The sequence below is a fragment of the Candidatus Binatia bacterium genome (assembly GCA_023150935.1).
Classification (GTDB): Bacteria; Desulfobacterota; Binatia; order HRBIN30; family HRBIN30; genus JAKLJW01.
This window is the reverse complement of record JAKLJW010000001.1, coordinates 182211-207352: the sequence shown is the minus strand read 5'-3', so window position 1 is coordinate 207352 and position 25142 is coordinate 182211. Positions and strand designations below refer to the sequence as shown.

The 25142-nt window shown below is 66.3% G+C and carries 22 protein-coding genes; 10 read left to right on the top strand and 12 right to left on the bottom strand.

What is annotated here, in order from left to right; all coding sequences use genetic code 11:
• Nucleotides 1-26: 26 nt before the first annotated feature.
• Nucleotides 27-962 carry an LLM class F420-dependent oxidoreductase gene (locus L6Q96_00895; GenBank protein MCK6553136.1) on the bottom strand — a complete coding sequence of 312 codons (936 nt, stop codon included), beginning with the start codon at nucleotides 960-962 and terminating at the stop codon, nucleotides 27-29.
• Between the two features lie 127 nt (nucleotides 963-1089).
• Between L6Q96_00895 and L6Q96_00890 the strand changes: the two genes are divergently transcribed.
• Both L6Q96_00890 and L6Q96_00885 read left to right on the top strand, forming a co-directional pair.
• Entirely contained in the window at nucleotides 1090-2283 is a 1194-nt protein-coding gene (locus L6Q96_00890) for an alpha/beta fold hydrolase (protein MCK6553135.1), read from the top strand.
• Nucleotides 2284-2293: 10 nt separating this feature from the next.
• Nucleotides 2294-2623, top strand: coding sequence for a hypothetical protein (locus L6Q96_00885; protein ID MCK6553134.1), 330 nt, complete (start codon nucleotides 2294-2296; stop codon nucleotides 2621-2623).
• Here L6Q96_00885 and L6Q96_00880 read toward each other — a convergent pair.
• From L6Q96_00880 to purH, 7 genes are all read right to left on the bottom strand, one after another.
• On the bottom strand, nucleotides 2620-3021 hold the full coding sequence (locus tag L6Q96_00880) for a hypothetical protein (protein MCK6553133.1): 402 nt from the start codon (nucleotides 3019-3021) through the stop codon (nucleotides 2620-2622). The genes L6Q96_00885 and L6Q96_00880 overlap by 4 nt on opposite strands.
• 136 nt (nucleotides 3022-3157) lie before the next feature.
• On the bottom strand, nucleotides 3158-5995 hold the full coding sequence (locus tag L6Q96_00875) for a Cys-Gln thioester bond-forming surface protein (GenBank protein MCK6553132.1): 2838 nt from the start codon (nucleotides 5993-5995) through the stop codon (nucleotides 3158-3160).
• A 614-nt stretch (nucleotides 5996-6609) separates the two neighbouring features.
• Nucleotides 6610-7884 carry a DUF1015 domain-containing protein gene (locus L6Q96_00870; protein ID MCK6553131.1) on the bottom strand — a complete coding sequence of 425 codons (1275 nt, stop codon included), beginning with the start codon at nucleotides 7882-7884 and terminating at the stop codon, nucleotides 6610-6612.
• A gap of 8 nt (nucleotides 7885-7892) precedes the next feature.
• Nucleotides 7893-8579 (bottom strand): threonylcarbamoyl-AMP synthase, encoded by a 687-nt coding sequence (locus L6Q96_00865; protein MCK6553130.1) that lies wholly within the window; start codon nucleotides 8577-8579, stop codon nucleotides 7893-7895.
• A complete protein-coding gene (purE, locus tag L6Q96_00860) occupies nucleotides 8545-9060 on the bottom strand; it encodes a 5-(carboxyamino)imidazole ribonucleotide mutase (GenBank protein ID MCK6553129.1) in 516 nt (171 codons plus the stop codon). The genes L6Q96_00865 and purE overlap by 35 nt, the downstream gene beginning before the upstream one ends.
• Nucleotides 9057-10334 (bottom strand): phosphoribosylamine--glycine ligase, encoded by a 1278-nt coding sequence (gene purD / locus L6Q96_00855; protein MCK6553128.1) that lies wholly within the window; start codon nucleotides 10332-10334, stop codon nucleotides 9057-9059. The genes purE and purD overlap by 4 nt, the downstream gene beginning before the upstream one ends.
• Nucleotides 10335-10452: 118 nt before the next feature.
• The gene (gene purH, locus L6Q96_00850) at nucleotides 10453-12009 is read right to left on the bottom strand and encodes a bifunctional phosphoribosylaminoimidazolecarboxamide formyltransferase/IMP cyclohydrolase (protein ID MCK6553127.1); all 1557 of its coding nucleotides are present in this window, start codon (nucleotides 12007-12009) and stop codon (nucleotides 10453-10455) included.
• A 202-nt stretch (nucleotides 12010-12211) separates the two neighbouring features.
• Between purH and thiS the strand changes: the two genes are divergently transcribed.
• From thiS to L6Q96_00825, 5 genes are all read left to right on the top strand, one after another.
• Nucleotides 12212-12412 carry a sulfur carrier protein ThiS gene (thiS, locus tag L6Q96_00845; protein MCK6553126.1) on the top strand — a complete coding sequence of 67 codons (201 nt, stop codon included), beginning with the start codon at nucleotides 12212-12214 and terminating at the stop codon, nucleotides 12410-12412.
• 4 nt (nucleotides 12413-12416) lie between these two features.
• A complete protein-coding gene (locus L6Q96_00840; GenBank protein ID MCK6553125.1) occupies nucleotides 12417-13190 on the top strand; it encodes a thiazole synthase in 774 nt (257 codons plus the stop codon).
• A 21-nt stretch (nucleotides 13191-13211) separates the two neighbouring features.
• Nucleotides 13212-13838, top strand: a complete 627-nt coding sequence (gene thiE, locus L6Q96_00835; protein ID MCK6553124.1) for a thiamine phosphate synthase — start codon at nucleotides 13212-13214, stop codon at nucleotides 13836-13838.
• A gap of 183 nt (nucleotides 13839-14021) precedes the next feature.
• Nucleotides 14022-15836: a tetratricopeptide repeat protein gene (locus L6Q96_00830; GenBank protein ID MCK6553123.1), complete on the top strand. Its 1815-nt coding sequence runs from the start codon at nucleotides 14022-14024 to the stop codon at nucleotides 15834-15836.
• A 58-nt stretch (nucleotides 15837-15894) separates the two neighbouring features.
• The gene (locus L6Q96_00825) at nucleotides 15895-16731 is read left to right on the top strand and encodes an SDR family oxidoreductase (protein MCK6553122.1); all 837 of its coding nucleotides are present in this window, start codon (nucleotides 15895-15897) and stop codon (nucleotides 16729-16731) included.
• Between the two features lie 39 nt (nucleotides 16732-16770).
• On the opposite strand, the gene sppA is transcribed toward L6Q96_00825, so the two are convergent.
• Nucleotides 16771-18477: a signal peptide peptidase SppA gene (sppA, locus tag L6Q96_00820; protein ID MCK6553121.1), complete on the bottom strand. Its 1707-nt coding sequence runs from the start codon at nucleotides 18475-18477 to the stop codon at nucleotides 16771-16773.
• A 51-nt stretch (nucleotides 18478-18528) separates the two neighbouring features.
• Complete coding sequence (locus L6Q96_00815; GenBank protein ID MCK6553120.1) at nucleotides 18529-20334, bottom strand: DUF4838 domain-containing protein; 1806 nt, start codon at nucleotides 20332-20334, stop codon at nucleotides 18529-18531.
• A gap of 87 nt (nucleotides 20335-20421) precedes the next feature.
• Here L6Q96_00815 and L6Q96_00810 point away from each other — a divergent pair, with 87 nt between their 5' ends.
• Nucleotides 20422-21345, top strand: coding sequence for an ABC transporter permease (locus tag L6Q96_00810; protein ID MCK6553119.1), 924 nt, complete (start codon nucleotides 20422-20424; stop codon nucleotides 21343-21345).
• A 72-nt stretch (nucleotides 21346-21417) separates the two neighbouring features.
• Here L6Q96_00810 and bfr read toward each other — a convergent pair whose 3' ends face one another.
• Both bfr and L6Q96_00800 read right to left on the bottom strand, forming a co-directional pair.
• A complete protein-coding gene (bfr, locus tag L6Q96_00805; protein ID MCK6553118.1) occupies nucleotides 21418-21888 on the bottom strand; it encodes a bacterioferritin in 471 nt (156 codons plus the stop codon).
• Between the two features lie 85 nt (nucleotides 21889-21973).
• Entirely contained in the window at nucleotides 21974-22162 is a 189-nt protein-coding gene (locus L6Q96_00800) for a (2Fe-2S)-binding protein (GenBank protein ID MCK6553117.1), read from the bottom strand.
• 478 nt (nucleotides 22163-22640) lie between these two features.
• On the opposite strand from L6Q96_00800, the gene L6Q96_00795 reads away from it, so the two are divergent.
• Nucleotides 22641-22958, top strand: coding sequence for a ferrous iron transport protein A (locus tag L6Q96_00795; protein MCK6553116.1), 318 nt, complete (start codon nucleotides 22641-22643; stop codon nucleotides 22956-22958).
• Nucleotides 22955-25120, top strand: a complete 2166-nt coding sequence (gene feoB / locus L6Q96_00790) for a ferrous iron transport protein B (protein ID MCK6553115.1) — start codon at nucleotides 22955-22957, stop codon at nucleotides 25118-25120. Before L6Q96_00795 ends, feoB begins: the two co-directional genes overlap by 4 nt.
• Nucleotides 25121-25142: the final 22 nt, after the last annotated feature.

Genomic DNA, 25142 nt, shown 5'->3' with positions numbered 1-25142 from the left:
TGGCGGCGTGTCGCAAGGCCCGGCCGTCAGGCCGCTGCGCGGCGTGCGCGCTCGGCAAGGAAAGCCCACGTGCGCTCGACCATCGCGTCCGGCTCCGCGCGCATGCCAAAGAGCCCACCCAGGAAATCGGTTACACCGAGCGCCGCCAGCTCCTCCAGACGCGCACCAACCTCCGCCTCGTCGCCAACGATCGCCACATCCGCCGGCCCCTCTGCACCCTCGCGATCCAGCATCGCACGGTACGACGGCAGCGACCCGTAAACCTGGAAAGCCTTGGTCGCGCTTTCCCGCGCCCCTTTGACGTCGTTCGTCACCGCGACTGGCAGCCCTACGACCACGCGCGGCGCCGGCCGCCCGGCCTCGGTCGCCGCGGCGGTCAAGCGCGGGATCGTGTGCTCGCGCAGGGTCCTGAAACCGGTCATCCACGTAATGGTTCCGTCGCCGATCGATCCCGCAAGCGCGAGCATCCTGGGCGCAAGTGCCGCCAGAAGAATCGGACACGGCGTCGCCCCGGTAATCGTGAGCGGTGCATTCACAGTGTACTCGCGGCCGGCAAACGAAACGCTGCCGCTGCGAATCAGCGGCGCCAGCACGGCGAGGTACTCCTTCATGTGCGAGTACGGCTTCGCGAACGACAGGCCGTACATCGTCTCGATGACCACCTGATGGGACAGCCCGATACCGAGCGCGAAACGACCGCCGGTCATGATCTGCGCCGTCAGGGCCTGCTGCGCCATCGCGACCGGGTGGCGCGGGTACGTCGGCACGACCGCGGTCCCAAGCTCGATGCGCGTCGTGACGCGGCCGACCACCGCGGCGAACGTCATGGCATCCATACCGAACGTTTGTGCGAACCAGGCCGTCGCAAACCCGTCCCGCTCCGCCTCCTGCACCCGCGCGATGTGCCGTTCGAGGCTATCGCGCGGTGCCGTATTGTCGCCCAACATCAATCCTATGCGCATGGTCCCTCCGGCCTTTCCTGTCCTCGTTCCTTCCCGGTCGTTCGCTACAGTGCGCCACCCGTCACCGGTTACGCAAGCCACCCGGCTCCGATTGAAAGGCTCCCCTCCGTCCTTTACGGTGGGGCTCATGTTCGAGAACGTCTTGCAGCAGGCCGAGCGTCTGGCGCGCATCGAGGCGCATCGGACGGCGCTGCGTTTCGTTAACGGCATCGACTGGTTGGTGCGCGATCCGATGATCGTTGTCGGGCGGACACCGTACGACATCGTTTATCGCCGCGACAAGCTCCAGGTCCGACGCTACCGTCTGGACGGCGTCGCGCCGCGCCACGATCTCCCCGTCCTGCTCGTCCCGCCATTGATGGTGAAGCCGTTCATCTTCGATCTCTATGCCAACCGGAGCCTGGTTGCATTCCTGTTGCGGCAGGGTTTTCGCGTGTACCTCGTGGACTTCGGCGAGCCGGACCATACGGACTCCTATGTGCGGATCGACGACTACGTGCTCGACTGGATGCCGGCGGCGGCCCGCGCGACCAGGCGCGACGCCGGCAGTTCCGAGCTATCGATGCTCGGCTACTGCATGGGCGGGATCTTCGCCTTGATGCACGCGGCGGCCAACCGCGACCGCTCGGTGCGCAACATCGTAAGTATCGGAGCCCCGATAGATACGGCGAAGACGGGGCTCTTTGCCTGGATAGTGAAGTACGGGGGCGATCAGTTGGAGTTCATCGCACGGCGTATCGGCAACGTTCCCGGCGGCCTTTCGAGCACGGTGTTCCGGATGTTGACGCCGGTCAAGAACGTCACGCGTTACGCCGATCTGGTAATGAACCTGTGGGACAAGGAGTACGTCAACGGCTTCGACGCCATGAATCAGTGGGTGTCGCAGTTCATCGAGTACCCGCAGGCGGCCTTCGTCCAGTTCTTCCACGAGGTGGTGCGCGAGAACAAACTGGTTACCGGCGATCTCAAGTTCGGCCGCAAGTCGGCGAACCTGTGGACGGTGGAAGCCTCGCTGCTGGCCTTCGCCGGGCGCACCGACGAGGTGGCGCCGGTGCCGGCGGTGCAGGCGGTTATGGACGCCGTCGGCTCGCGCGACAAGACGTTTCGGTTGGCGCCGGGCGGTCACATGGGTGTGTTCGCAGGCGCGACCGCACCGCGGCACGTCTGGGGTCCGGCGGCACGCTGGCTGGCCGTGCGTTCGCACGCCGACCGACAGTCGGCCGCCGGGGAGCGTCTTGCCGAAACTCCCCGGCGAGCGCGGCGCGCTCCGCGTGGGGTCGACACCGTCGGGCCGCGACACGTTGCCGCCTCGGTGGCGTGAAGGAGTCCACATGCTGTTCATCGCCGAGTACGACTTCACCTGGGAGAACCTCGAGCCTGTCATCGCCAGGCGCATCGAATGGGACACCGCGCAGCCCGAGGGTTTCCGGCTGGTCGGAGAGTACGTCTGGCAAGACCGCGATCCACCGTTTCGCGGTATCGCAGTCATCGAGGCGGACAGCGTGGAAGCGCTCAACGCCTTTGTGTTGCACTACGGGCCGACCATGCGGGTATCGATACACGCGGCGAGCGACGTCGTCTCGAGCATTGCCGCGCTCGGGCACGACCCGCAGCGATCGCGCCAGGGACCGCGCCGCCGGCACCGCCCCGGGCGACGCTAACCCGCGCGATCGGCCCCAGCCTCCGGGTCACCCGCGGGCGGGAGATTCTTTCTCCCGGTCGCGCAACCACCGCACGCGGCCTGGATGTCGATCTGGTAGCCGCACTCCGGATGCGGGAGGGGCAGGTTACGCACCGGCTGGTCGTACCACGGGTAACCGCGGCAGACGAGTGGGCGATCCTCGTATGCCTGACATTTGCCATCGGCGCCCACCCGGTCGCAGGAATAGAAGAACACCTCGGCTGGCAGGCGGTTCACGTAGAACGGATTACGGTGCTCTGCCTCCTCGCGGCTGAGCAGGCGCCAGTGCGCGGCCGCGAAAGTCATATCGGAGGGGATGCCGAGGACAGACGTCACCGCCGCCATCGCGCGGATCTCGTCCGGGGAGCGTTGGAGCATCAAGACCCGACAGCACGCCCCGCAAGCGTTACATTCTCCCACCGCATCGGTCATCCCACCGCCCCCCCCCCCGCGATTGCCGACGACGGTTCCACCGACACCCATCCGATTCGGCCCGCGACGGGTGGACCCGTCGCTATTCCTTATAGCGTATCAGGTCCCTGTCCTTGCGTAGCTTGCCGCCGGTTGTGCCCTGTGCCTTGAACAGAACTCCCGTCTTCTTGAAGCCGGGCGCGCCTACGGGAACGTCGACCTTGCGTGTGCAACCGGGAGTTACCGGCTGGAACAGAGCGAGGATCGACTCTTTCGGCAACCTCACTCGACCGACGAGCTGGACGTCGATAAGCGCCAGATCGGGAACCGGGCTGGGTGTCGAGGCGTAGTTGACCACCACCCGGCAGGTCCCACTCGGCAAGTTGCAGTCGGCGTCGACATCGCAAGGATCGGAGATGCGTCCCGCCGTACAGAACCCGCTCGTTGCGTTGCAGACCCCGACGGTCGCGCAACTGGGGTCCGTAGCCACCGGGACGTCACGGTCAAGCGGCGCGTGGAAGGTAAGCAGAATCTCGCCGGGGCCGGCCACCCGTCCTCCCGCGTAAGTCGTCGGTTGCGGAGGGATCTCTCGCGGATCGGTGATGTTGCACTGCGCCTGTTGTTCCTGCAGGTCGCAATAACCGTCACCGTCGGTATCGCCGGTGGTCGCACCCGTGCACACGCCGGCAATGCAGCGATCGTTCAACGTGCAGACGTCGTCGTCGTCACAAGCGAACCCGTCTATCTTCTGGGTCACCACGCACGCACCATCCGGCTCGCCACAGGCGGCATCGTGGCACGTATCGACAAACGCGGAGCAATCCACCGGCGTCCCCGGGAGGCAGCCTGCAGTGGCGTCGCAGGTCTCGATGCCGTTGCACGCTATACCGTCGGAGCACACGAGCGGCGCACCGTTCCGGCAGCCGAGCTGCGCGTCGCAGGTTTCGGTGCCGTTGCACACGTCGCCGTCGTCGCACGTTGGCGGCGTCCCTGCCTGACACCCGCTGGAGGGGTTGCAGGTCTCGACGCCGTTGCAGGCATCGCCGTCATCGCAGAGGAGCGGTACGCCGGGCAGGCAGCCGCCCAGTCCGTTCGGGGTCTCGATGCCATTGCAGGCGTTATTATCGTCGCAGGGTGGCGTTCCCACACAGACACCACTCACGCATCGATCCTGCTCGGTGACCGGGCTGCCATCGTTGCAGGGGGTGTTTTCGGGTGCAGTCGGATTGCTGCACAGCCCGGTGTTCGGAGCGCACGTACCGGCGACATGGCACTGATCGAGGGCCGTGCAGACAACAGGATTGCTACCGACACAGGTGCCGTTCTGACAGGTGTCGGTCTGGGTGCAGGCAGTGCCGTCGTCGCACGCCGGCCCGGAAAGCGGCGTGTGCACACAAGCCTGCACGCCCTGATCGTAGCTGTCATCCGTGCAAGCGTTGTTGTCGTCGCAGTCTGGCATATTGCCGAACGTAACTGTCACGATGCTATCCGGGGCAAGGTCCAGCTCGTACGGATTACCCGGCGTGGTGTTCCACCACCCGGAACGCTGCTCCTCCTCGATCCGGTAGTGTCCCCCCGGGAGATCCGAGAATACAACCTGACCGTCGACCGTCAAACCCTGGCGCAGCGGAATCCAGCTACCGTTCACCAGACGGTGCAGCATCATGAGCCAGCCGTTGTGGAACAGCTCGTTGCCATCCTGCATTCCGTCGCCGTCGAGGTCGTTGAACTTCTGCACCACGATCACCGAATCGATGATGTTGCCGAAAACGACCTGCACGCCCTGATTGCTCGCCAACGTGAAGAGCTGTGACGCATCGGTTACGTTGCGCCAGTTGTGGTGTCCCGGTGCAGGTGCAGGGAAGACCTCGTCCACCCGGTAACAACCGGCCGGACGGCTACCGAAGTTGGCGTTGCCGTTGGAGTCGGTTGTCAAGGAGGTGAGCAGACTGCAACCCAACCCGTCGCAGGCCGGGTCGCAGGCATACAGGCGCATGGTCCAGCTGGCGAGGTTCGGCTCGTCGGGATCCTGCGTGCCATCGGCGTCAGCGTCCAGGAATTTGTGGGCAACGATCGTGCCGCCGTTAACCCACTGAACCGTCGCATCCGCGACCACGACCGCGTTCGCCGACGTGGCGAGCACCAATCGCTGCTTACCCGACACAACCGGCTCGAAGATGGTTCCCGCCGGCAACGCGCCGGTAAAGGTGGCCGTAACGGTAGCCGTGCCGGGCGTGCCGGCCGTATTTGTAAGCGTGAAGCTCGCGGCACCTGACCCGTCAGTGGTCACGGTACCCGAACTCAACGTACCGAAGGTCGCGCTCAGATTGACGACCTGGCCCACCAGCGGCTGGCCTCCGAGTGTGACGTTAACGATGAGAGCCTGTACGGTGTCGTCCGGGAGGGCGAGGACGGACGACGCCGGGCCGAGATTCATCTGCGGCACGTCCGCCTGTGGATCGGGGTTTGCCGGCACGCCGTTGATGATCGCCTGCACCCGTGTCTGGTGCGAGTCGGTGGTGATGAACCCGTCGGAGAAGTACCACACGGCGGCTTGCCGCGCGGCGTTCTCGGCGTTCTTCTCCGCCGTGGTGCCCGGCACGTTATCGTCCGGTCCATACCCGTGATTCAGCAGCCAGGTGACATGCGGCGACGTCGGTCCTCCAGCGTTGAAGCAGTCGCCGACGGAAATCGGATTCAGCAGGTTGATGCAGAAAGTCGGTACGTTCGGAACTCCATTGATCGTAGCTCGAATGACCCCCGCAAAGCCGGCGGAGTGTGGGCTTCCGTTAAGGGTACCGCTCACGCCTTCGCCGCGACCTGTGCCGGTCAACTCGCCGGTCGCGCCCCCTGAACATGTCGCCATCGTCCGCCCGGACATGACGGCGAGCGAGATGGTGACGCCAGCAGCAACGAGAGCAGTTCGAACAACTTGCGTCATCGATTCCTCCTCAGCGACTCCGGGCAGCGACGCCCCCAGCGTTTAATGAGTTATCGTCCCCTCGCCGTCCCAACGCCGGCGAAGCATCTGCAAGGGATGCGGAAAATCGAGACGCGCCCTTTGCCGGTGCGAGTCGTTCGGTTTCCACCCGCGGTCGCACTGCCGGCGTCGGTGTCGGATTGACCACGGCCGACGCCGATTGGCCCCCAAACAACAGCAAAGCCACATACAGCACGACACCCGCTGCGATACAGCCGCGGCCGCTCGGCTTCTCTCCACGCCCAATTCGTCCAGTCATGTCCCCCCCTCGTGTCCGCTCCCGAAGTCAGATTCCCCTGAACTTCCTTCAATCGTCGCAAAGCCTCCAACCGTAACCTTTGCGCCACTCCGATCCCGCGTCGGAACACGGCCCTTTCCCCCTGTCCCACGCAGTCGCTTCCGGCCGCCGTTGCACCCCTACTCCCTTTTGCAGGACTGTGTACCCTCGCTGGACTCCCTTTGTCAATGAAAGAACTCGCCCGCCGCCAACAGGCTGGGAGGCACACCTGATCGTTCGGCCTGTGCCTCGGCCGACTGCCAACGTGTTTCTCCGAGCCGCAACCGACCTGACGGATTCAATCGAGGACGTGGAACATCAGCCCGGTGAGGAGCTTTGGGTGGAAGTAAGTCGACTTCTGCGGCATGGTCTGCCCGGCCATACACACCGTAACCACGTCCTCTACCCGGGGCGCACTCATCAGGAACGCCGCCGTCGCGCCGCCGGCGACCGCCGCGATGGCCGCCCCGGCGTCGTGGGTGTAGGTCAGCCACCCCTGCTGCGCCGCGGCCGCGCAGTCGATGCCGAGCAGTCCGCGCAAGACCGCGCTATCGAGAATGGCCACGTCGAGCGACCGCACCGAGGAATGAAGATCGTCCAGGTATCGGCTCACGCGCGCTTCGTCGCGAACGGACGCCACCAGGCCGTCGCCCTGCTCGGCCAGCACAACCCCGAATTGCTTCCCCCGCGCCCCTTCGGCCAGTCGCTGGCTCATGGCCGCTTGCGGGACCCGCTCGAGCGAGAAATGCGCCTGCAGGCGTTCGAGTATGACCGCCGCCGGCGGCGCCGCCGGCCCGCCCAACACCCGATGAGTTGGCAGGATTACCAGTCCCGGATCGGCCGTACAGGCGAGGTACATGAGCACGAAGTTGCTCGGCGCTCCCGGGCCGGTCACCCCTTCGGCGCGGCGCAGGTCGCGGTACGCGAGAGCCGTCTCGTAGCGATGATGGCCGTCGGCGATAAACACTGTCGCTTCCGCCAGAGCGGTCGTCACCGCCGCGATCGCGTCGGTCTGGCGGACGAACCATAGCCGGTGTCCGACACCAAGGTCGTCGTGCACCTCGACATCGGGGTGGCGACGCATCGCCTCGCCGCGCAGCGGTTCGAGGGCATCGGCGTTGCCGCCAACCATGCCGAAGACGGCGCTCAGATTGGTTCGGCACGCCCTGATCAGTCGCAGCCGGTCTTCCTTCGGTCTGGCGAATGTGCGCTCGTGCGGCCGGACGACGCCGCTATCGAAGTCCTCCAGCCGAACCGCAGCGAGAATGCCCGTGCGGGTGCGCCGTTCGCCATCGGGCAGGGTGAAGTGCTCGACATGGTAGCCGATGGCCGGCTCGTCGTCCTGGATCAGGATCTTCTCGCGGCGCCAGTCTTCGAGGTTGGCCGCCGCCGCCGCGTACGGATCGTCGCTGCGATTCAGGATGAGCCGCACAACGTTGTGAGGGTCGCGTTCGTACAGAGCGTCGCGCTGCGTCGGGGTGATGACGTCGTAGGGCGGCGCCACCACCGCGGCCAGATTGGGCACGAGCGCCGGGTTGTAACGCAAGGGACGAAAGGGGCGAAGGATTGCCACGACCACATCTACTTTCTCGGGGACATCCGTCTCCGGTTTCTCGGCGCCGGCAGCACCGCCGAACGCGCACCGACCGCGGCGTGGAGTGCGTCCGCAGACACCGCGCCCGGACGCAAGATACGTAACGTGTCCCCGCGGACATCGACGACCGTCGACGGCGGCTGTCCGGGCACCCGCCCGCCGTCGAGGTACAGTTCCACGGCTTCCGCAAAATATCCCATGGCCTCCGAGACACAAGTTGGCGGACCGCAGCCGGCGGGGTTGGCGCTCGATGCGGTGACGGGCCGTGCCAGCTCCCGTACGAGGGCAGTTGCCGTCGGGTGGCTCGACACCCGCAAGCCGATCGTTCCCGTCCCCGCACTTAGCGGCCGGGGCAGCGCCGGATCGGCATCGAGGACGATCGTCAGGGGGCCCGGCCAGAATCTCCGCATCAGCACATCCGCGATCGGCGTTATCGCGCGCACCACCGATTCGGCCATCGGACGGTCCGCCACCAGCAAGGCGATCGGCTTGCCCGTTTCGCGCCCCTTCAGCGCGACCAGGCGGTCGACGGCGTTGGCATTGGTCGCGTCGACGCCCAATCCGTACAGGGTTTCCGTGGGGTACACGACCAGCCCGCCCTCCGCCAGTACGCGCACCGCGGTCCTGACACCGTCCCCGTCAGCGGCCCGCACGCTCTTGCTGCAGGCGCGCATCCTTCTCTTCCACCTGTTGCGCCAGAGTGAGTTTGAGCGCCTCGAGACGCGCCGCCAGAGCCGCATCCGAGAGCGCGAGGATCTGCGCGGCCAGAATAGCGGCGTTGTCCGCGCCGGCTTTTCCGATTGCAACCGTCGCGACGGGAATACCGGGAGGCATCTGCACGGTCGCCAGTAATGCGTCGAGCCCCGCGAGGCTGCCGGCGTCAAGCGGCACGCCGATGACCGGCAGCGTCGTATGCGCTGCAACCACGCCCGCAAGGTGTGCGGCCATGCCGGCGCCGGCAATGATCACCCGTAGACCACGCGCCCGGGCGCCGGTTGCGTACTCGGCGGTGCGCTGGGGCGAACGATGCGCCGACAGCACCATGACCTCGTGCGGGACATCGAGTGCCCGCAACCGCTCCGCGGCCGCGGACATTACCGCCCAGTCGCTGTCGCTGCCCATCAAGATGCCAACTATTGCGGCGCCGTCCGTCATCCTTCCGCCTCCAGTGCCCGGTGCGCGATATCGCGCCGATAGTGCATGCCGTCCCAGCGGATTCGACTTACCATGGCATAAGCCTCGTCAACCGCCGCTTTGACCGTATCTCCGAGGGCAGTCACGCCCAGCACACGACCACCGCTGGTGACCACCTCCCCGTCGTAGCGCGCCGTGCCGCTGTGAAAAACCACCCCGTTGCGCCAGGCACCCGCGGCCTCCAGCCCGTGAATTACCCGCCCCCGGTCGATCGTCCCCGGGTACCCTCCGGCAGCGAGCACCACGCATACGGCGGCGCGGGGATCCCAATCGACCTCGTGACCGGCAAGACGCCCGTCGATGCAGGCTTCCATCAGATCCACCAGATCGCTCCGCAGGCGCAGCATCAAGGGCTGGCACTCCGGATCCCCGAGCCGCACATTGAATTCCAGGACTTTGGGCCCCGCGGCACCAATCATCAAACCGGCGTAGAGCACACCCTTGTACTCGACCCCGCCGGCTCGCAGGGCGTGGACCACCGGCTCCATGATTTCGCGCAGGATGCGCGCCTGCAGTTCCGGCGTGACGATCGGCGCCGGGGAATACGCGCCCATGCCGCCTGTATTCGGTCCGGTGTCGCCGTCGTAAGCCCGCTTGTGGTCCTGCGACGTTGCCAGTGGCAGTACCGTACTGCCGTCGGTCACAGCCATGAAGGACACCTCCTCGCCCTCGAGGAGTTCCTCGACAACAACCCGCTTGCCCGCGTCACCGAACAGCCTGGTCCGCATCAGCTCGTTAATCGCCTCTTCGGCCTCCCCCAACGTCTGGCAGAGCAGCACACCCTTGCCGGCGGCGAGCCCGTCCGCCTTGACGACAATCGGCGCACCGACCTCGCGGATATACCGCACGGCGTCGTCCGGATCGTCGAAGACACCGAAATAACCGGTGGGGACGCCGTGCCGGCGCAGTAACTCCTTGGTGAACGCCTTACTCCCTTCCAGCTGAGCGGCAGCGCGCCGCGGCCCGAAGATGCGCAGACCATGGCGCTCGAATTCGTCGACGATGCCCAGGGTCAACGGCAGTTCGGGCCCGACCACGGTCAGGTCGATGCGGGCGTCGAACGCGAAGCGCACCAGCCCGGCGATATCGTCGACAGCCAGCGGCACCAGGTCGGCGACCTCGGCTATGCCCGCATTGCCGGGTGCCGCGTAAACGCGCTGAACCCGCGGCGATTGACGGATCCGCCACGCCAGTGCGTGTTCCCGCCCACCGCTTCCGATGACAAGAATGTTCATACTGAGCCTGATGATCGATGGTTGGGGGTTGGCCGCACGGCGTCAGTTCGTAGTCGTTCGTTGTTCGTCCACGGCCGCTCGTCTCGTCTGCGTATACCGTTCGTCCGGCCGCGCGAACTTAATGCCGAAAATGCCGAACCCCGGTAAACACCATCGCCAGGCCGAGGCGGTCGGCCGCGGCGATCACCTCGACGTCGCGCACGCTGCCCCCGGGCTGAACGATAGCCACCGCACCGGCCTCCGCGGCCACCTCGACACCGTCCGGGAAGGGGAAGAAAGCGTCACTGGCGAGCACTGACCCGGCAAGCGAGACACCGACTCGGGCGGCCTTGTCACGGGCCGCGTGAACCGGATCGACGCGCGAAGTCGCTCCGCCGCCGAGCGCCAGAGTGCGGTCATTGGCTACGAAGGCGATGGCGTTCGACTTGACGTGCTTCACCACCTTGAGCCCGAAGGCCATTGCCGCCACTTCCCGCGCCGTGGGCGACCGTCGAGTCACCACCCGCGCGCCGCTGGGATCTTCGGTCCCCCGGTCGGCATCCTGCACCAGCACACCGCCAAACACCCCGCGCAGCTCGCGTCTGTACCGGTCCGCGACGACTTCGGGGTTCCAGCGCATCAGTCTCCGGTTCTTCTTCTCGCGAAGCACCTCCAGAGCGTCAGCGGTAAACGCCGGCGCAACCAACACCTCGGTGAATATCTCGTCCACCTCACGCGCCAGCTCGCGATCCCACACCCGGCTACTGATGACGATACCGCCGAAGGGCGACTCCGGATCGGTCCGATACGCGCGCCGATATGCTTCGACCACGGTGGGACCGCTGCCGACCCCACATGGCGTATTGTGCTTCAGGATGGCGACTGTCGCATCGCGGTCGGCGGCGAACTCGAGCATGAGGAAGATGGCCGCGTTGATGTCGACGATGTTGTTGTACGACAGCTCCTTGCCGTGGAGCTGCTCGACGCCGGCGAAGAAGTCGCCGTACAGCGCCGCCGCCTGGTGCGGGTTCTCGCCGTAACGCAGGTCCTGCGCCTTGCGCAGGCCGATGTGGATGGTTTCGCCGAACTCGATCCGCTCCCCTGCCTGGAGGCTCCCGAGGTAGTCGGCAATCGCTCCGTCGTACCGGGCGGTCATCTGGAAGGCCTTGCGCGCCAGGCGGGCGTTCGTCTCCGTTGACACCCCGCCACCGCTGCCGCGCATCTCTTCGAGGACCGCAGTGTAGTCCGCGGGATCGGCCAGCACGCTGACGTCCCGGTGATTCTTGGCCGCCGAGCGCAACATGGACGGTCCGCCGATATCGATGTTCTCGATGGCGTCGGCAAGCGAGCAATCCGGGCGCGCCACGGTGGACTCGAACGGGTACAGATTGACCACCACCATGTCGATGGGCGCGATAGCGTTGGCGGCCATCTGCTCCCGATGGGTGGGATCGTCTCGGCGCCCCAGCAGTCCACCGTGGATCCTGGGATGCAGGGTCTTCACGCGTCCGTCGAGGATCTCGGGCGACCCGGTATAAGCGCTGACCGGAACCACCGGGATGCCCGCATCGCCGAGCAGCCGGGCAGTACCGCCGGTCGAGAGGATTTCGACGCCGAACTCGCGGAGTCCACGAGCGAACTCGACGAGACCGGTCTTGTCGCTAACGCTGACGAGGGCGCGTGTAATTCTGGCCATGCCGTCTCCCCCACCGGTCGGGCATAACGCAACCGTCCCGCAGGCGACTTCCGGCGTCGGCAACGCGCCACACCGGATGGTCCCGCTACCCATCGTCGCCAGGTGTTCTGGATGTATCGGCGGCGTCGGACCGGTGAGTGCGCGGGAGTTACCAAAAGGCCTGGTGGTTGTAAAGGTTGGGGCGCGCCACTATGTTCCGCCGGTGCGCTTGACCGTGAACGGCGAGCCCGGAGAATTCCCCGAAGGCCTCAGTGTGGCGCATCTCGTCGCCGAACTGGGTCTGCAGGAGCGCCGCATCGTCGTCGAAGTTAACCGTGTGATTCTACGCCGCGACCAGTACGGAGCGCACCGGCTCGTGGCCGGGGACGAGGTCGAGATCGTGCACTTCGTCGGCGGCGGGTGAGGACATGAGCGATCTGTTAACGTTGGCTGGTAAGGACTACCGATCCCGACTCATTGTTGGCACCGGTAAGTACCGCGATTTCGCGCAGACGCGCGCGGCGGTTGAGGCTGCGGGGGCGGAGATCGTCACGGTCGCGGTGCGGCGCGTCAACATCACCGATACGAGCACTGAGAATCTGCTCGACTACCTCGATCTGCGCCGCATCACGATTCTTCCGAACACCGCCGGATGTTACACGGCGGACGACGCCGTGCGAACGGCCCGGCTGGCGCGCGCTGCAGGCGTCGGCGACCTCGTCAAACTGGAAGTAATCGGCGATCAGCAAACCCTTTTCCCCGACGTTCCGGCCACAATAGAGGCGGCCCGCGTGCTCGTGCGCGAAGAATTCGCGGTGCTGCCGTACGTCAACGACGATCCGATCGCGGCCCGTGTGCTTCAGGAAATCGGCTGCGTGGCCGTGATGCCGCTGGCGGCGCCCATCGGTTCCGGGCTCGGCATCAGAAACCCCTACAACATCAAGATTATCCTCGAGCAAGCGCGGGTTCCCGTAATCGTCGACGCCGGGGTTGGTACCGCCTCCGATGCCGCGTTAGCCATGGAACTCGGCTGCGACGCCGTGTTGATGAACACGGCCATCGCCGGTGCGGACGACCCGCTGCTGATGGCCGAAGCCATGCGGCTCGGAGTGGAGGCCGGCCGCAAAGCGTTTCTGGCGGGCCGGATACCGAGGAAACTCTACGCCAGCGCCTCCAGCCCCATCGAGGGTCTCTTGAGCTGAGGAACCCGGCCGGCTGGCTCGATGTTGCCGCGTCTGTACGTCGTCAGCGATCGCACCCGGACCAGGGGCCACGATCTTTGCAGCGCGATTGCGGCTGCCACCGCAGCCGGCGAGTGTCTCGTTCAATTGCGAGAAAAGGACCTCCCTGTCCGGACCCTGTATGCGTTGGCCCGGGAGATCCGGAGCGTCTGTTCGGCTGCCGGGTCACCCGTGCTGATCAATGATCGCGTCGACATCGCACTCGCGGTCGACGCCGCCGGCGTCCACCTTCCCACCGCATCTTTCTCCCCGGCCGATGCACGGCGCCTGCTCGGAACGCAGCGGCTGATAGGTGTCTCCGCGCATTCGCTTGACGAAGCGCGCGCGGCAGCCGCCGCCGGGGTCGACTTCGTCGTGTTCGGTCCCGTCTTCGACACGCCGTCGAAGCGCCGCTACGGGCCGCCGTTGGGACTCCACTGCTTGCGTGCGGTGGTGGAGGCCGTGGGCGTGCCCGTGTACGCAATCGGCGGTATGACCCCGGAGCGCGTTGCCGGTGTGCGTGGGACGGGGGCGTACGGCGTCGCCGCAATTGCCGCGGTGCTCGGCGAAGCAGACCCCGCCAACGCGGTGCGCGCGTTCGCGCAGGCACTGCGGATCGCCTCACCTTGACACTGCGAACAGGGCTCGCATACAGTCCGGCGTCGCGCGGAAACGGTCGCAGGGTGGGGTGAAGGGTTACAATCGTCATGTCGTCAGCATCCCTCACGATGGCCGCGACAAACGAGCCTTGCTGTTCTACAAGCGGCAGGCCCACAGTGACGCGGGCCGACGGGCGAGCCAGTGCGTGATGCCATGCAACACCGCCGCGCGCCGCGCGGGCCGGGCCGCCCGTCGCCGCTACCGCCGCCGCAGCCGGCAGGCACCAACGCCGCGCCTTCGGCGCGGGTCCGGCTGCCACTTCTGGCCGCCGCCTTACTGCCCGTAGCCGTTGCGATCGCCGTCTATGCGCCCACCTTGCGCAACGGCTTCGTGTGGGACGATCCGCTCGTGCTCGCACAACTGCGCGACATCGATTCGGTCGCCGACCTGATCGCGCTGCCGCCGAGTATTCCGAAATTCTACTATCGTCCGGTGATCTTCATCACTTACCTGATCGACCGCTCGTTCGCCGGGGAGTCGCCGTTCTGGTTTCACGCTTCCGTGGTCGGCGCCCACGCCCTAAACACCTTCCTGGTATTCCTGGTTGCCCGGCGCCTGTTCGATCGCGACGATCTCGTCGCCAGTTGCGGCGCGCTGTTGTTCGCCGTGTTCCCGACCCATGTCGAATCCGTCGCCTGGATGGCCGGCCGGTCAGACGTCGTCGCTTGCACCTTCATCCTCCTCACGATCCTGCTCTTTCTCGATCGCCGGCACACCCGGGCTCCGTGGCTCGGCGCGGGAACGTATTTCCTGGCCCTGCTCTCCAAGGAGCTGGCGGTAGCCGTCCTGGTCCTCGTGCCGATCATTGACCTCCTGGAACAGCACCGCCTGCGTTGGATTCAGTACGTCCCTCTCGGCCTCGCCACCGCGATTTACATAGCAATGCGAAACCACGCGATCGGCACACCGGTGGGCGGCAGCGCGTCGGGTGCCGGAGCGATGGAAATCGCCGCCTCCCTGTTGCAAGCCCTGGGTGTGTATGTCGAGCGCAGTCTACTCCCACTCGACCTTTCCCCTTACGTCCCCGAGGTCCCCGGCGAGCCGGTGTACGGGGCGATCGCCGCGCTCGCGGTGCTCGGTAGCGTAGCTCTGGCCGTTACGGCATGGCGGCGGCGTCAGTGGGGCGTCACATTTCTCGTGGCGTGGTTCTTTATCATGCTGGCACCGTCGCTGACGGTGATCGTCCGCCGCAGCGCCTCCGCTGCCATCGCCGACCGTTATCTGTACGTTCCAAGCGTTGCCTCGTGCGTGTTGATCGCCTGGGGAGTCGTCGTACTGATGCGCCGCTGGCGCGCGGCGCCGCCCTGGGCAGGGGCGGTGGCGATCGGGGCGCTGGGTATAGCCTTTGGCGCCCAGACCGTGGCGTACGGACGGGTATGGCGCGACAACTACGCGTTCTGGAGCGTCGCCGCAGAATCCGCTCCGGGACATGGCATGCCGCATCGCGAATTGGCGGCGGCCCTGCTGGACCGCGGCGACGTTCCGGGTGCCGAGAAGGAACTGCGGCTCGCCCTGACCGGCAAGTCCGACCCCGAGGGTCGAGTCATGACCCACAACAACCTCGGCAACGTCTACCGCCGGATGAAACGATACGATGAAGCTATCGAGTCATTCGAGGCGGCCCTGGCGATCGCCCCCCACCCGACGACTTACCACAACCTCGGCATGACCCTCATGCAACGCGCGGAGGTGGCCAGCCGTCAGGGCGATTCGGTGCGCGCCGCCGCCAGCGTCAACGGTGCACGGGCGGCTTTCGAACGCGCGTTGAGCTTCGCAAGGTTGCCGGGAGCGACGGAACGTTACGCCGACTGGAGCATGGCCAAGACGCACAGCCTGCTCGGGCAGGTGTTGCTCGCACTGGGGGACCGTGACGGCGCTCGCCGCGAGCTGGAGGCAGCGCTCCGGCTCGAACCGACAGGACCCATCGCACAGACGACCCGCGAATACCTGCAGCGCCTTTCCCCGTAACCGTACCGGCCGCTCCGGGGACAGAGACGCGGGCACCGGAAAGAAAGGAACCTACCTCATGAAGTCACTGGCAGGGAAAGTTGCCATCGTCACCGGCGCCGGGCGCCCGCACGGCATCGGACGCGCCTCGGCTCTGCGGCTAGCCGCGGCCGGCTGCAACGTCGTGGTGACCGACATCTGTCGCCGCTACGAAGGGGACCTCGCGTTCTACGGCGTGGGCGACGATCGTGCGCAACTCGACGAGCTGGTCGGCGAGATCGAAGCGCTCGGCGCACGCGGTCACGCCTGTCAGGTCGACGTTACTCGGCGCCCCGACATCGAGAAGTGCGTAGCCGACACACTGCGCGTCTTCGGCGGCGTGGACATCCTGTTCAACAACGCCGGCACGGCAGTGGGCGTGGGCCCACTCCTCAACATGACCGCACAGCAATGGGAGCTCAGCCTGGCCGTCAACGTGACCGGCATGTTTCACTTCTGCCAACTGGCGGTTCCCGCCATGATCGATCGCGGTGGCGGCGTCATTGTCAACACCGCATCGACCGCTGGACTCGGAGCGGGCCCGTTGATGGCCGGGTACAACACCTCGAAGTTCGCGGTGGTCGGGTTCACGAAGTCGATCGCCGCCGAGTTCGGCCCGCTGGGGATACGCTGCAACGCCATATGTCCCGGCATGGTCGACACCGACATGGGTAAGGACGAGTACGAGTTCATCTCTATGATGGAAGAGATCACCGTCGAGGAAGCGCGCCGGCGGGCGGCCGAGAAAATCGCGCTGCGGCGGCAGTGTCGCCCCGAAGAGGTTGCCGACGTCGTGCTGTTCCTCTGCACGCCGGCGGCCGGGTACCTGACCGGCGTCGCCTTGCCGATCGCGGGCGGGATGCCCGCCGGACTGTAGTGCCACCCTCTGCCCGCGGTCGGCGCCGGCGGGCTCCGGTCACCTGATGTCGATGCCCGCAGGCATCACGGCAAGCAAAGTGCCGTCGGCGAAGGGCACCGCGAGGGTACCGAGTGCGAGTCTAATCTCCTGCGGCAGCCGGCCGGCGGTGTGCGCGCTGACCAGGTCACCGAGGCGCTCGACAACGCTCTTTCGTCGCGGGTAGTAGACGAGCTCTACTTCCTGCAGGCTGTCGATACCGGCCGCCGTCCGCGTCGCCTCGATCGCCGCATGCAATCCGCCCAGTTCGTCCACCAGGCCGACCTCCTTCGCCTGCGCTCCGGTCCAGACACGCCCGCGTCCGATCTCGTCGACCCGCTCCCTGGACAGATTGCGACCGCTCGCCACGCGGTCGACGAACACGTCGTACACGACCCGCGTTTCCTCGACCAACCTCGCCCGGCCCGCGACACTGAGCGGTGTCGTGAGGATATCGAGGTCGGCGACCCGGCCGCGCGAAATGGTCTCCGTATTGATCCCCAACCGACCGAGGAGCCCCTCGATATTCGGCCGCGCCACGACCACGCCGATCGAACCCGTCAGGGTTGCCGGCTGCGCCACGATGCGATTCGCCCCGGCAGCGATGTAGTATCCCCCCGAACCGGCGATGTCCGACATCGACACGACGATCGGCTTTTTCTGTCGCGCATCCTGCGTGGCACGCCAGATCAGGTCCGAGGCGAGGGCCGATCCGCCGGGGCTATCGATACGAAGCAGGATGGCGCGAATCCCGTCGTCGGCGGCCGCCTCCGCAATGGCTTTACTTACCGTTGCGGCGCCGAGCACCTGCCCATTGACGCCGGTGCCGCTTTCCCCCATGGCGACCATGCCGACACCGAAGACCACCCCGATCTGGGGACCCTTGCCGAGCCCGAGCGCCGTCGCCGGCACCCGCGCGTAATCCTCCATCGTCACCAGCGGAGCGTCGGGTCCTCCGAGATCGACCCGAATCTCGTCGAGGTACTTGCTCCCGTCGGCCAACCCTGCCGCAGCGAACTCTGCCGCCGATACGGGACACGAATCGATAAGTGCGCGAACGCGTTCCGGCTGCAAGTCCCGGCCGGCAGCGATGCCGGCAACGAGCTGCCCGGAAACGCTGTCCAGCAGCGCGTTCGCCATCTCCCTGTGGGCGGCGGTCATGCGGCGATTGGCCAGCATGTCCCCCATGCTCTTGTACTCGCCGATCTTTTCCACGGTCATTTCCACGTCTAGTTTTTCCCACACGCCGCCGAGGAAGAGGAACTGGGCGGCAAGACCGTTCAAAGGCGCGGTACCGTTGGGAGACACGTAGATGCGATTCGCCGCAGTCGCCAGATAATACTCGCGGTTAGCGCTACGCACCTCCTGTTCGAGCAGCGCCACCAGCGTCTTACCGGACTCCCGAAAAGCGATCAGCGCATCGCGGAAGTCCTGCACCTTGGCCCAGCCGACGTCGAGGTTCGTAATGCGAGCGATGATTCCCTTGATCCGGCTGTCCACCTGAGCTCCGCGAATCAGAGTCAGGACATCGACCATGGTCGGCTCGCGCCGGTACAGCAGGGTGCCGAGGAGATCCTGCGGTGGTCCCTCGGCGTATTCTCCGCCGAAGTCGAGTACCAGGTAACTGCCGTCCGCCACCGCCGGCCCGCGAAACCGCACACGGATGGCGACCGCAGTTATGGCGATCAGCAAGGCAACAAGGAGTAGATATCGGGTCCTTCTGCGCATGGCTTTCCTCCGTGTTCAACCGCCGGCACGAAGCGACTCGGCCGCCGGAAGTCAGAGTTGCGGAAAGACGACCTCATAGAACTCGTGCAATCGCGGCAGGTCGACCGTGCCCCACACACCGGCCGCATCGCGGCTCCACCGCCGGGCCCGTTCCGCCGCCTTGAGGTAGTGGGCGTTTGCCCGGGCCGCACCGTCGGGACCGTCGCACCGGGCCTCCACGCCGGCCAGCACTTCGCGGGTGTAGCGAAGGATCTCTCTCACCTCGTCGGCCGGGCTTCCGCCCGCCGTCGCGAGCCTCGTCACAATACGATCCATGACAGCGACGGCGGCTGCGGCACGACTGCGCACGCGCTCCGCCGCGTCCGGCGCTCGCGGCGGACGCCGGACGTCGCCGTAGCGCACCACCTGCCCCATAGCCGCCTCCACCTCCGCAAGCGCCGTCCCGAGAGCCGGCGCCGCGGCGCCGAACCGCCGGCAATAGCCGGTCATTGCCGCCCCGGTTTCGCCCCCGGCCGCGGCCGCAGCCGCAAAGGCAACGAAGTTGGTCGGGTACGCCAGGCGACTAACAGCGCCGAACTGCAGCATGGTTATTTCCGGCACGCCCAAACGCGCGTAATACGCGAGGTCTCCTTCGATGACGGCGGTCAGGGGCACCGCGCACCCACAGAACAAGATGGCATCGGCGTAGTACTCGAATACCCGTACCCGCCCGTCGAATCGCTTGGCATATTCCTCGAGAGCCATCGCGTACCGGCGGTTGGTCCGACACTGCGGGTCGTCGAGTCGGTGTCCGTAGCAACGCTCGCGCGGCGCAAACTCGACCCACACGGTCGAATCCGGTACCAGCTTACCGATCGGCTCGATCGTGTCGTGATAGGCAAGATAGTACACCGGGCAGGCGATACCCGCATCCCTCAGACCGCGAGCCACGGCATTGCAGAGAGCCAGGCTCTGATCCTGGACGCTCACCCCACTGCATTCGGCGCACAGACACCACCCTCCCTGCCAGAGATCGGCGCCCCAGATGTGGAAGCCCGCAACGCCCGGATGTGCGCGGGCCCAGTCCACGGCATTCCGCCGCGCCGTATCGAGTGCCGCCGGTTGAGCCGTACAGATGTTGCCATTGCTGTTGCGCACACCGTCGGGGCCGCAGGGGAAGTACTCGGGATGGACGGCAAACAGGTCGCGCGGCACCAGAGCGGGAATTACGTGTCCGCCCAACTCCACCGCGATGCCGCGCCGATTCAGATCGTCCTGCAGTTCGGGAACGGTGAGTAGTTCGTCGGCGGGGTGTCTTATGTAGAGGAAGCGGCTTGCCCCCGTCTTTCCCATCCAATCGATCAGCGCTGCGTCCTCCACGAGGCGCTCGCGGTACAGCGCCGGCTCCGAAGCATGCCACGTCATCAGGTCGGCCGCGTAGCCCGTCGCCGCGAAACGCGGCCTCGCCGAAATCGATACGGCCGGCGGTGGGAAAGTCGAAAGGTGCGGCAACTGCTCTTCACCGGCACCGTGGGGCGACCATCGGCATCCCCACGAGGCCAGCAGCGCGTAGACCGCGTCGAGCACGGCCCGTGGGTTGGCGCCGCTCAGGACGACGCAGCGACGATCGGACCGGACGCGAAAACCGGCCTTCTCTCCCCCCAGGTTCTGCACGGGCGCACCGGTGACGGAGCCGAGCACCAGCGCATCGAGGCCGGACAGTGCCGCCGCCGAGCGCACCACCGTTCGCGCTCCGGAGATGCGGGATATGTAGCCCGCCAGTTCGGAGCCGGCGAACGCCACGACCGGCCGAGCGTTCTCGGGTACGTGGACGGTCAGATCGAGTTCACCAGCCCGCGCGGATTGCCTGATCGTCATGCCCTACCACCGCCGCGGGCATCCAATGCATGGCACGCCACCGCATCTTGCCCACCGTGAGGTTCTTCACATAGCTTGTGGGTGGATATGGATGCGAGTCTCGCCAGCGGCATTCTGGAATCCACCGTGGCAATGGCGGTACCCTTATTGTTGGCGGCCGAAGGGGAGTTGCTCGTGGAGAGAGCCGGCGTCATCAACGTCGGGCTGGAAGGGATGCTGCTCGTCGGGGCGTTCGCGGCCATGGCGGTTACATACGCGACGGCATCGCCGCTCGCCGGTGTAAGCGCCGCCCTGGTTACCGGGATGCTACTGGCCGGCGGCTTCGCCTGGGCGGTCGCGGTTGCGGGAGCGAACCAGGTGGTGGCCGGCATCGCACTCAATCTCCTGGCGCTGGGTCTCACCGGCGTCGCCTACCGAGCCCTCTTCGGTGTGACGGGTGCAGCGCTCACCGTGGCCCCCGTGGCGAGGTGGCCGCTGCCCGGCCTATCGGGGCTCCCTGTAATCGGACCGGCGTTTTTCGCCCAAACCTGGATCGGGTACGTCGCGTTCGCCATCGTGCCGTTGCTGGCGTGGGGGATGTACCGGACCGTTACCGGGGTGCGACTGCGCATGGTGGGAGAAGACCCCGTGGCCGCAGCCGCCCAGGGAGTGCAAGTGGGCCGCGTGCGGTTCCTTGCCATCCTCGGCTGCGGCGCGTTAGCCGCAATCGGGGGGGCGTACCTTTCCGTGGCGTACGCGCATACGTTTGTCGAAGGCATGTCAGCGGGCCGCGGCTTTATCGCTCTGGCCATCGTGATCTTTGGGCGCTGGTCCGCCTCCGGGATCCTGCTCGCGTCGCTCTTGTTCGGCTTTGCCACTGCTTTGCAGTTCCACGTCCAAGCGCTCGGCCTTCCGATCCCGTATCAGGCCCTACTGGCCCTCCCCTACGTGCTGACGTTGCTAGCCCTGGCGGCCGGGGGCGCTGCGGCCCGGGGTCCCGCCGCCCTGGGCGCCGGCGGCGACGAAGGTTGAGCTTGCCCGGGAACTGGGAGACTGCCGGAGCGCTGCGGCGGCACGCCGTCAGTGCCGCGGTTCAAGATCGACTCAGTCGTTGATCTGCTGCGCGAGGTAGTTCTGCTCCCCCACCTGCTTGATCAATTCGAGCTGCGCCTCGAGCCAGTCGGCATGCTCTTCTTCTGACACCAGGATTTTCTCCAGGAGTTCCCTGGTGCCGTTGTCGCCAACTTCCCTTGCTACCGCGACACCGGCGTTGAGGCGGCCAATCGCGTCTATCTCGAGGCCGTAGTCGAGCCGGAACTGTTCGGCGACCGTCTCGCCGACGCGCACCTTGCCAAGGCGCTGCATGTTTGGAACCCCCTCAAGAAACAGGATACGTTCGATCACCTCGTCGGCATGCTTCATTTCGCCGATCGATTCCTGCTTTACCATCGCGGCAAGGCGTCTATATCCCCAATTCTGGCACATCTTCGCGTGCACAAAGTACTGGTTTATGCCGGTCAGCTCGGCAGTGAGCACCTCGTTCAAAATCTCGACGACTTTTGGGTTACCCTTCATGCGGCCCGACCTCCGGCAGTGCCGAGCGGGCAGTCGTCCCCTCGTGCGGTGGACTGCACCCCTCTCGACCGTCTGCAGTTAGAGACTAACGTTCGATCGGAGTATGCGTCGGCCGCGCTGCCGAGTAAAGCAGGGCGGTGATCTCTTCGCGGCACGGTTCGCAGCAGGCCCCCGCCCCGCAAAGGTTGGTTATCTGCTCGACGGTCGAGGCACCACTGTCGATCAGCATCCGAATCGTGCAATCCGTCACGCCCGTGCAATGGCAAACGATCATGTCGCGCACCCTCAGCAATCTCTGGCGGCAAGAGGTTTGGGGGACGACCCATCAGAAACCGCGATCCGGAGGGCGGCCGCGCACAACCGGCGCAAACTGGCTGCGATTCCCGGCCGCAGCCCTTTCGGGCCGAAACCTCTGGCCCTTTCGCAGGCCGCCCCGTCATCCGTCCGCTGGTTTGTCTGCAGCCTCCTGCCTCGCCGCCACACTCCGGATATACTGAGGTTGAGAATCATTATCAAGAGCGTTCTGCTGCTTGCTTGTCTCGGCAGCCACCGGGCTTGGCCGCACGCCCATGGACGAGTCGCGTGCGTGGCGCGGATTTCCCCGACCGTCCGGCATTGGGGGACGTGGGGAGGGAGCTTGCGCCGGCGACGCGGCGGCCTCGCGCCCCCCGGACCGACCGGTGGAGAGTTTTTCGCAGCCTGAAGTTGAAAATCATTTTCACCTCTGCCAATCTGGAGCAGGAGTTCTCTTTATGACCCTCGCACACGTGAGCCGCGGCTTTCTCGTCATCGTACAATACGTGGGCGGGGACCGCGCGTTTCGCCGACGACTCATGGAGTTGGGACTCGTGCCCGGAACGCGTGTCGAAGTCGTCGGGCGGGCACCCCTGGGCGATCCGATCGAACTGCTCGTTCGCGGGTGCAGCCTCTCAATCCGCCGGGGCGAGGCGCTGTGCGTAACCGTCGTCCCGGGCGCCCCGGCGACCGCTCGCTCGAATGCCGCGCCCGCGCGGGCATGTCCGGCGAGTTGCGCCCACGGCGACGCCTGCGCCACCCCCGGTTCCGCGTGACGACGACTGCCGATACCGGTCGCCGCCGGCCTCAACCGCAAGCCGGAGGGGCGCGGCCGCTCGTCGTCCTGGTCGGCAATCCGAACACCGGAAAGACGACCCTGTTCAACCGTCTTACCGGCCAGAACGCCCGGGTCGGTAACTATCCGGGCGTCACCGTCGAGCGCCTTCCGGGTTTCGTCGAACTCCCGCCGACCAGCCCCACCCACGCGCCTCGGACAATCGAAGTCGTCGACGTCCCCGGGGCATACTCCCTGACGGCGAGATCGGCGGAAGAACAGATCGCCATCAACGCCGTCCTCGGTCTTGGCAACAACCCGCGGCCGGCGCTCGTGGTGGTCGTCGTCGACGCCGGACAACTGACTCGCAACCTTTACCTCGTCTTGCAGCTCGCCGAGCTCGAAGTGCCGATGATTGTCGTGCTCAACATGATCGACGAGGTCGAGGATAATCCCCCGTCTCCGGCCGGACTATCTCATCTCTTCGACGTACCGGTGGTGGCAACCAACGCCCGTAAGGGCATCGGCGTGACCGCACTGAAGGCGACCATCGCCGGGGCGCTCGACGCGCCGCCGGACCCCGAACTCGACCTCCCCTACCCGCCCGCGCTGCTCGCCGATGCCGAACAGATCGTCGCGGCGCTGCCATCAGCCTGGCGCTCGTCGCCGCGACGTGACCGCGCCCTCGCCCTCTGGGCGCTCACGAGCATCGAGCGGCGGGACGAGTTGCGAGGCATTGACGCCAACTTGCGGGAGCGCTGCCTCGCCGTGCACCGCGCTGCCGGCGACCGCGACATCGATCAGGAAGTGATTGCGACGCGCTACGCTTTCCTCGATCGGCACGTGCCGGGCCTGCTCGATCGGGCCGACGAACACCCCCCGAAGCACCCGCTTTCGGAGCGCGTGGATCGCATCCTGCTGCATCCCGCGTATGGCTTTGCGGCGTTAATCGCCCTCATGTTCGTCGTCTTTCAGGCCCTCTTTTCCTGGGCGGATCCCGCCATCGGGCTGATCGAGGAAGCAACCGGCCAGGCGAGAGGCTGGCTGGCCGCCGGCCTTCCAGCGGGCGTCGTCACCGATCTGCTGACCGACGGCATCATCGGCGGCGTCGGCAACGTCGTCGTCTTCCTCCCCCAAATCCTCCTCCTGTTCTTTTTCATCGGCCTCCTGGAGGATTCCGGATACATGGCGCGGGTCGCCTTCTTGATCGATCGCATCATGCGCGCCCTCGGTCTGCACGGCCGGGCGTTTGTCCCCATGCTCTCGGGCCTCGCCTGTGCCGTCCCCGCGATTTTGGCGACCCGCACAATGGAACGTCATCGCGATCGCCTGCTGACCATGCTCGTTATCCCGCTGATGACGTGTTCGGCCCGCCTACCCGTCTACACCCTGATCATCGCCGCGTTATTCCCGCAAGATGACGCACGCTGGCCGGTGCAGGGCACGTTGATGGTGGGCATGTACGTCTTCTCGATCGCCACGACGCTGGCCGCCGCGGCCGTCTTGAGCCGCACCGTGGTCTCGGGTTCGCGGACGCCGCTCATACTAGAACTGCCCCCGTACCGTCTGCCGGCCATGCGCACCATTTTGCGGGCCATGGTGGGACGTGCCGGGATCTTTCTGCGCGAAGCCGGCACGGTCATCCTCGTCTGCACGGTCGTGCTCTGGGGCCTGTTGACGTTTCCGCGTTCGACTCCGCCGGCAACGAGCGATGGAGCCGCCGGGATGGCTCCGGAACAGGCACGGCTGGCGAACAGCTGGGGCGGGAGGTTGGGCCACGCCCTGGAGCCGGCGCTCGCACCGCTCGGCTTCGACTGGAAGATCGGAGTCGGCCTCGTCGGGGCGTTTGCGGCGCGGGAGGTCTTCGTCTCCACCATGGGTATTATTTACGGCGTCGGCGATTCCGACGACGATCCCACGCCGCTGCGGGAGCGGATTCGCGCCGAGCGCCGGGCCGACGGTACGCCGGTGTACACACCGCTGGTCGGCCTTTCGCTCATGGTGTTTTTCGCCCTCGCCTGCCAGTGCATGAGCACGCTGGCGGTCACCCGCCGCGAAACCAGAAGCTGGAGGTGGCCGGTCTTCATGTTCGCCTACATGACGGCCCTCGCCTGGGTCAGCAGCTTTGTCGTCTACCAGGGAGGGCGGCTGCTCGGTCTCTAACCGACCCCGGACGGCCGCGCCG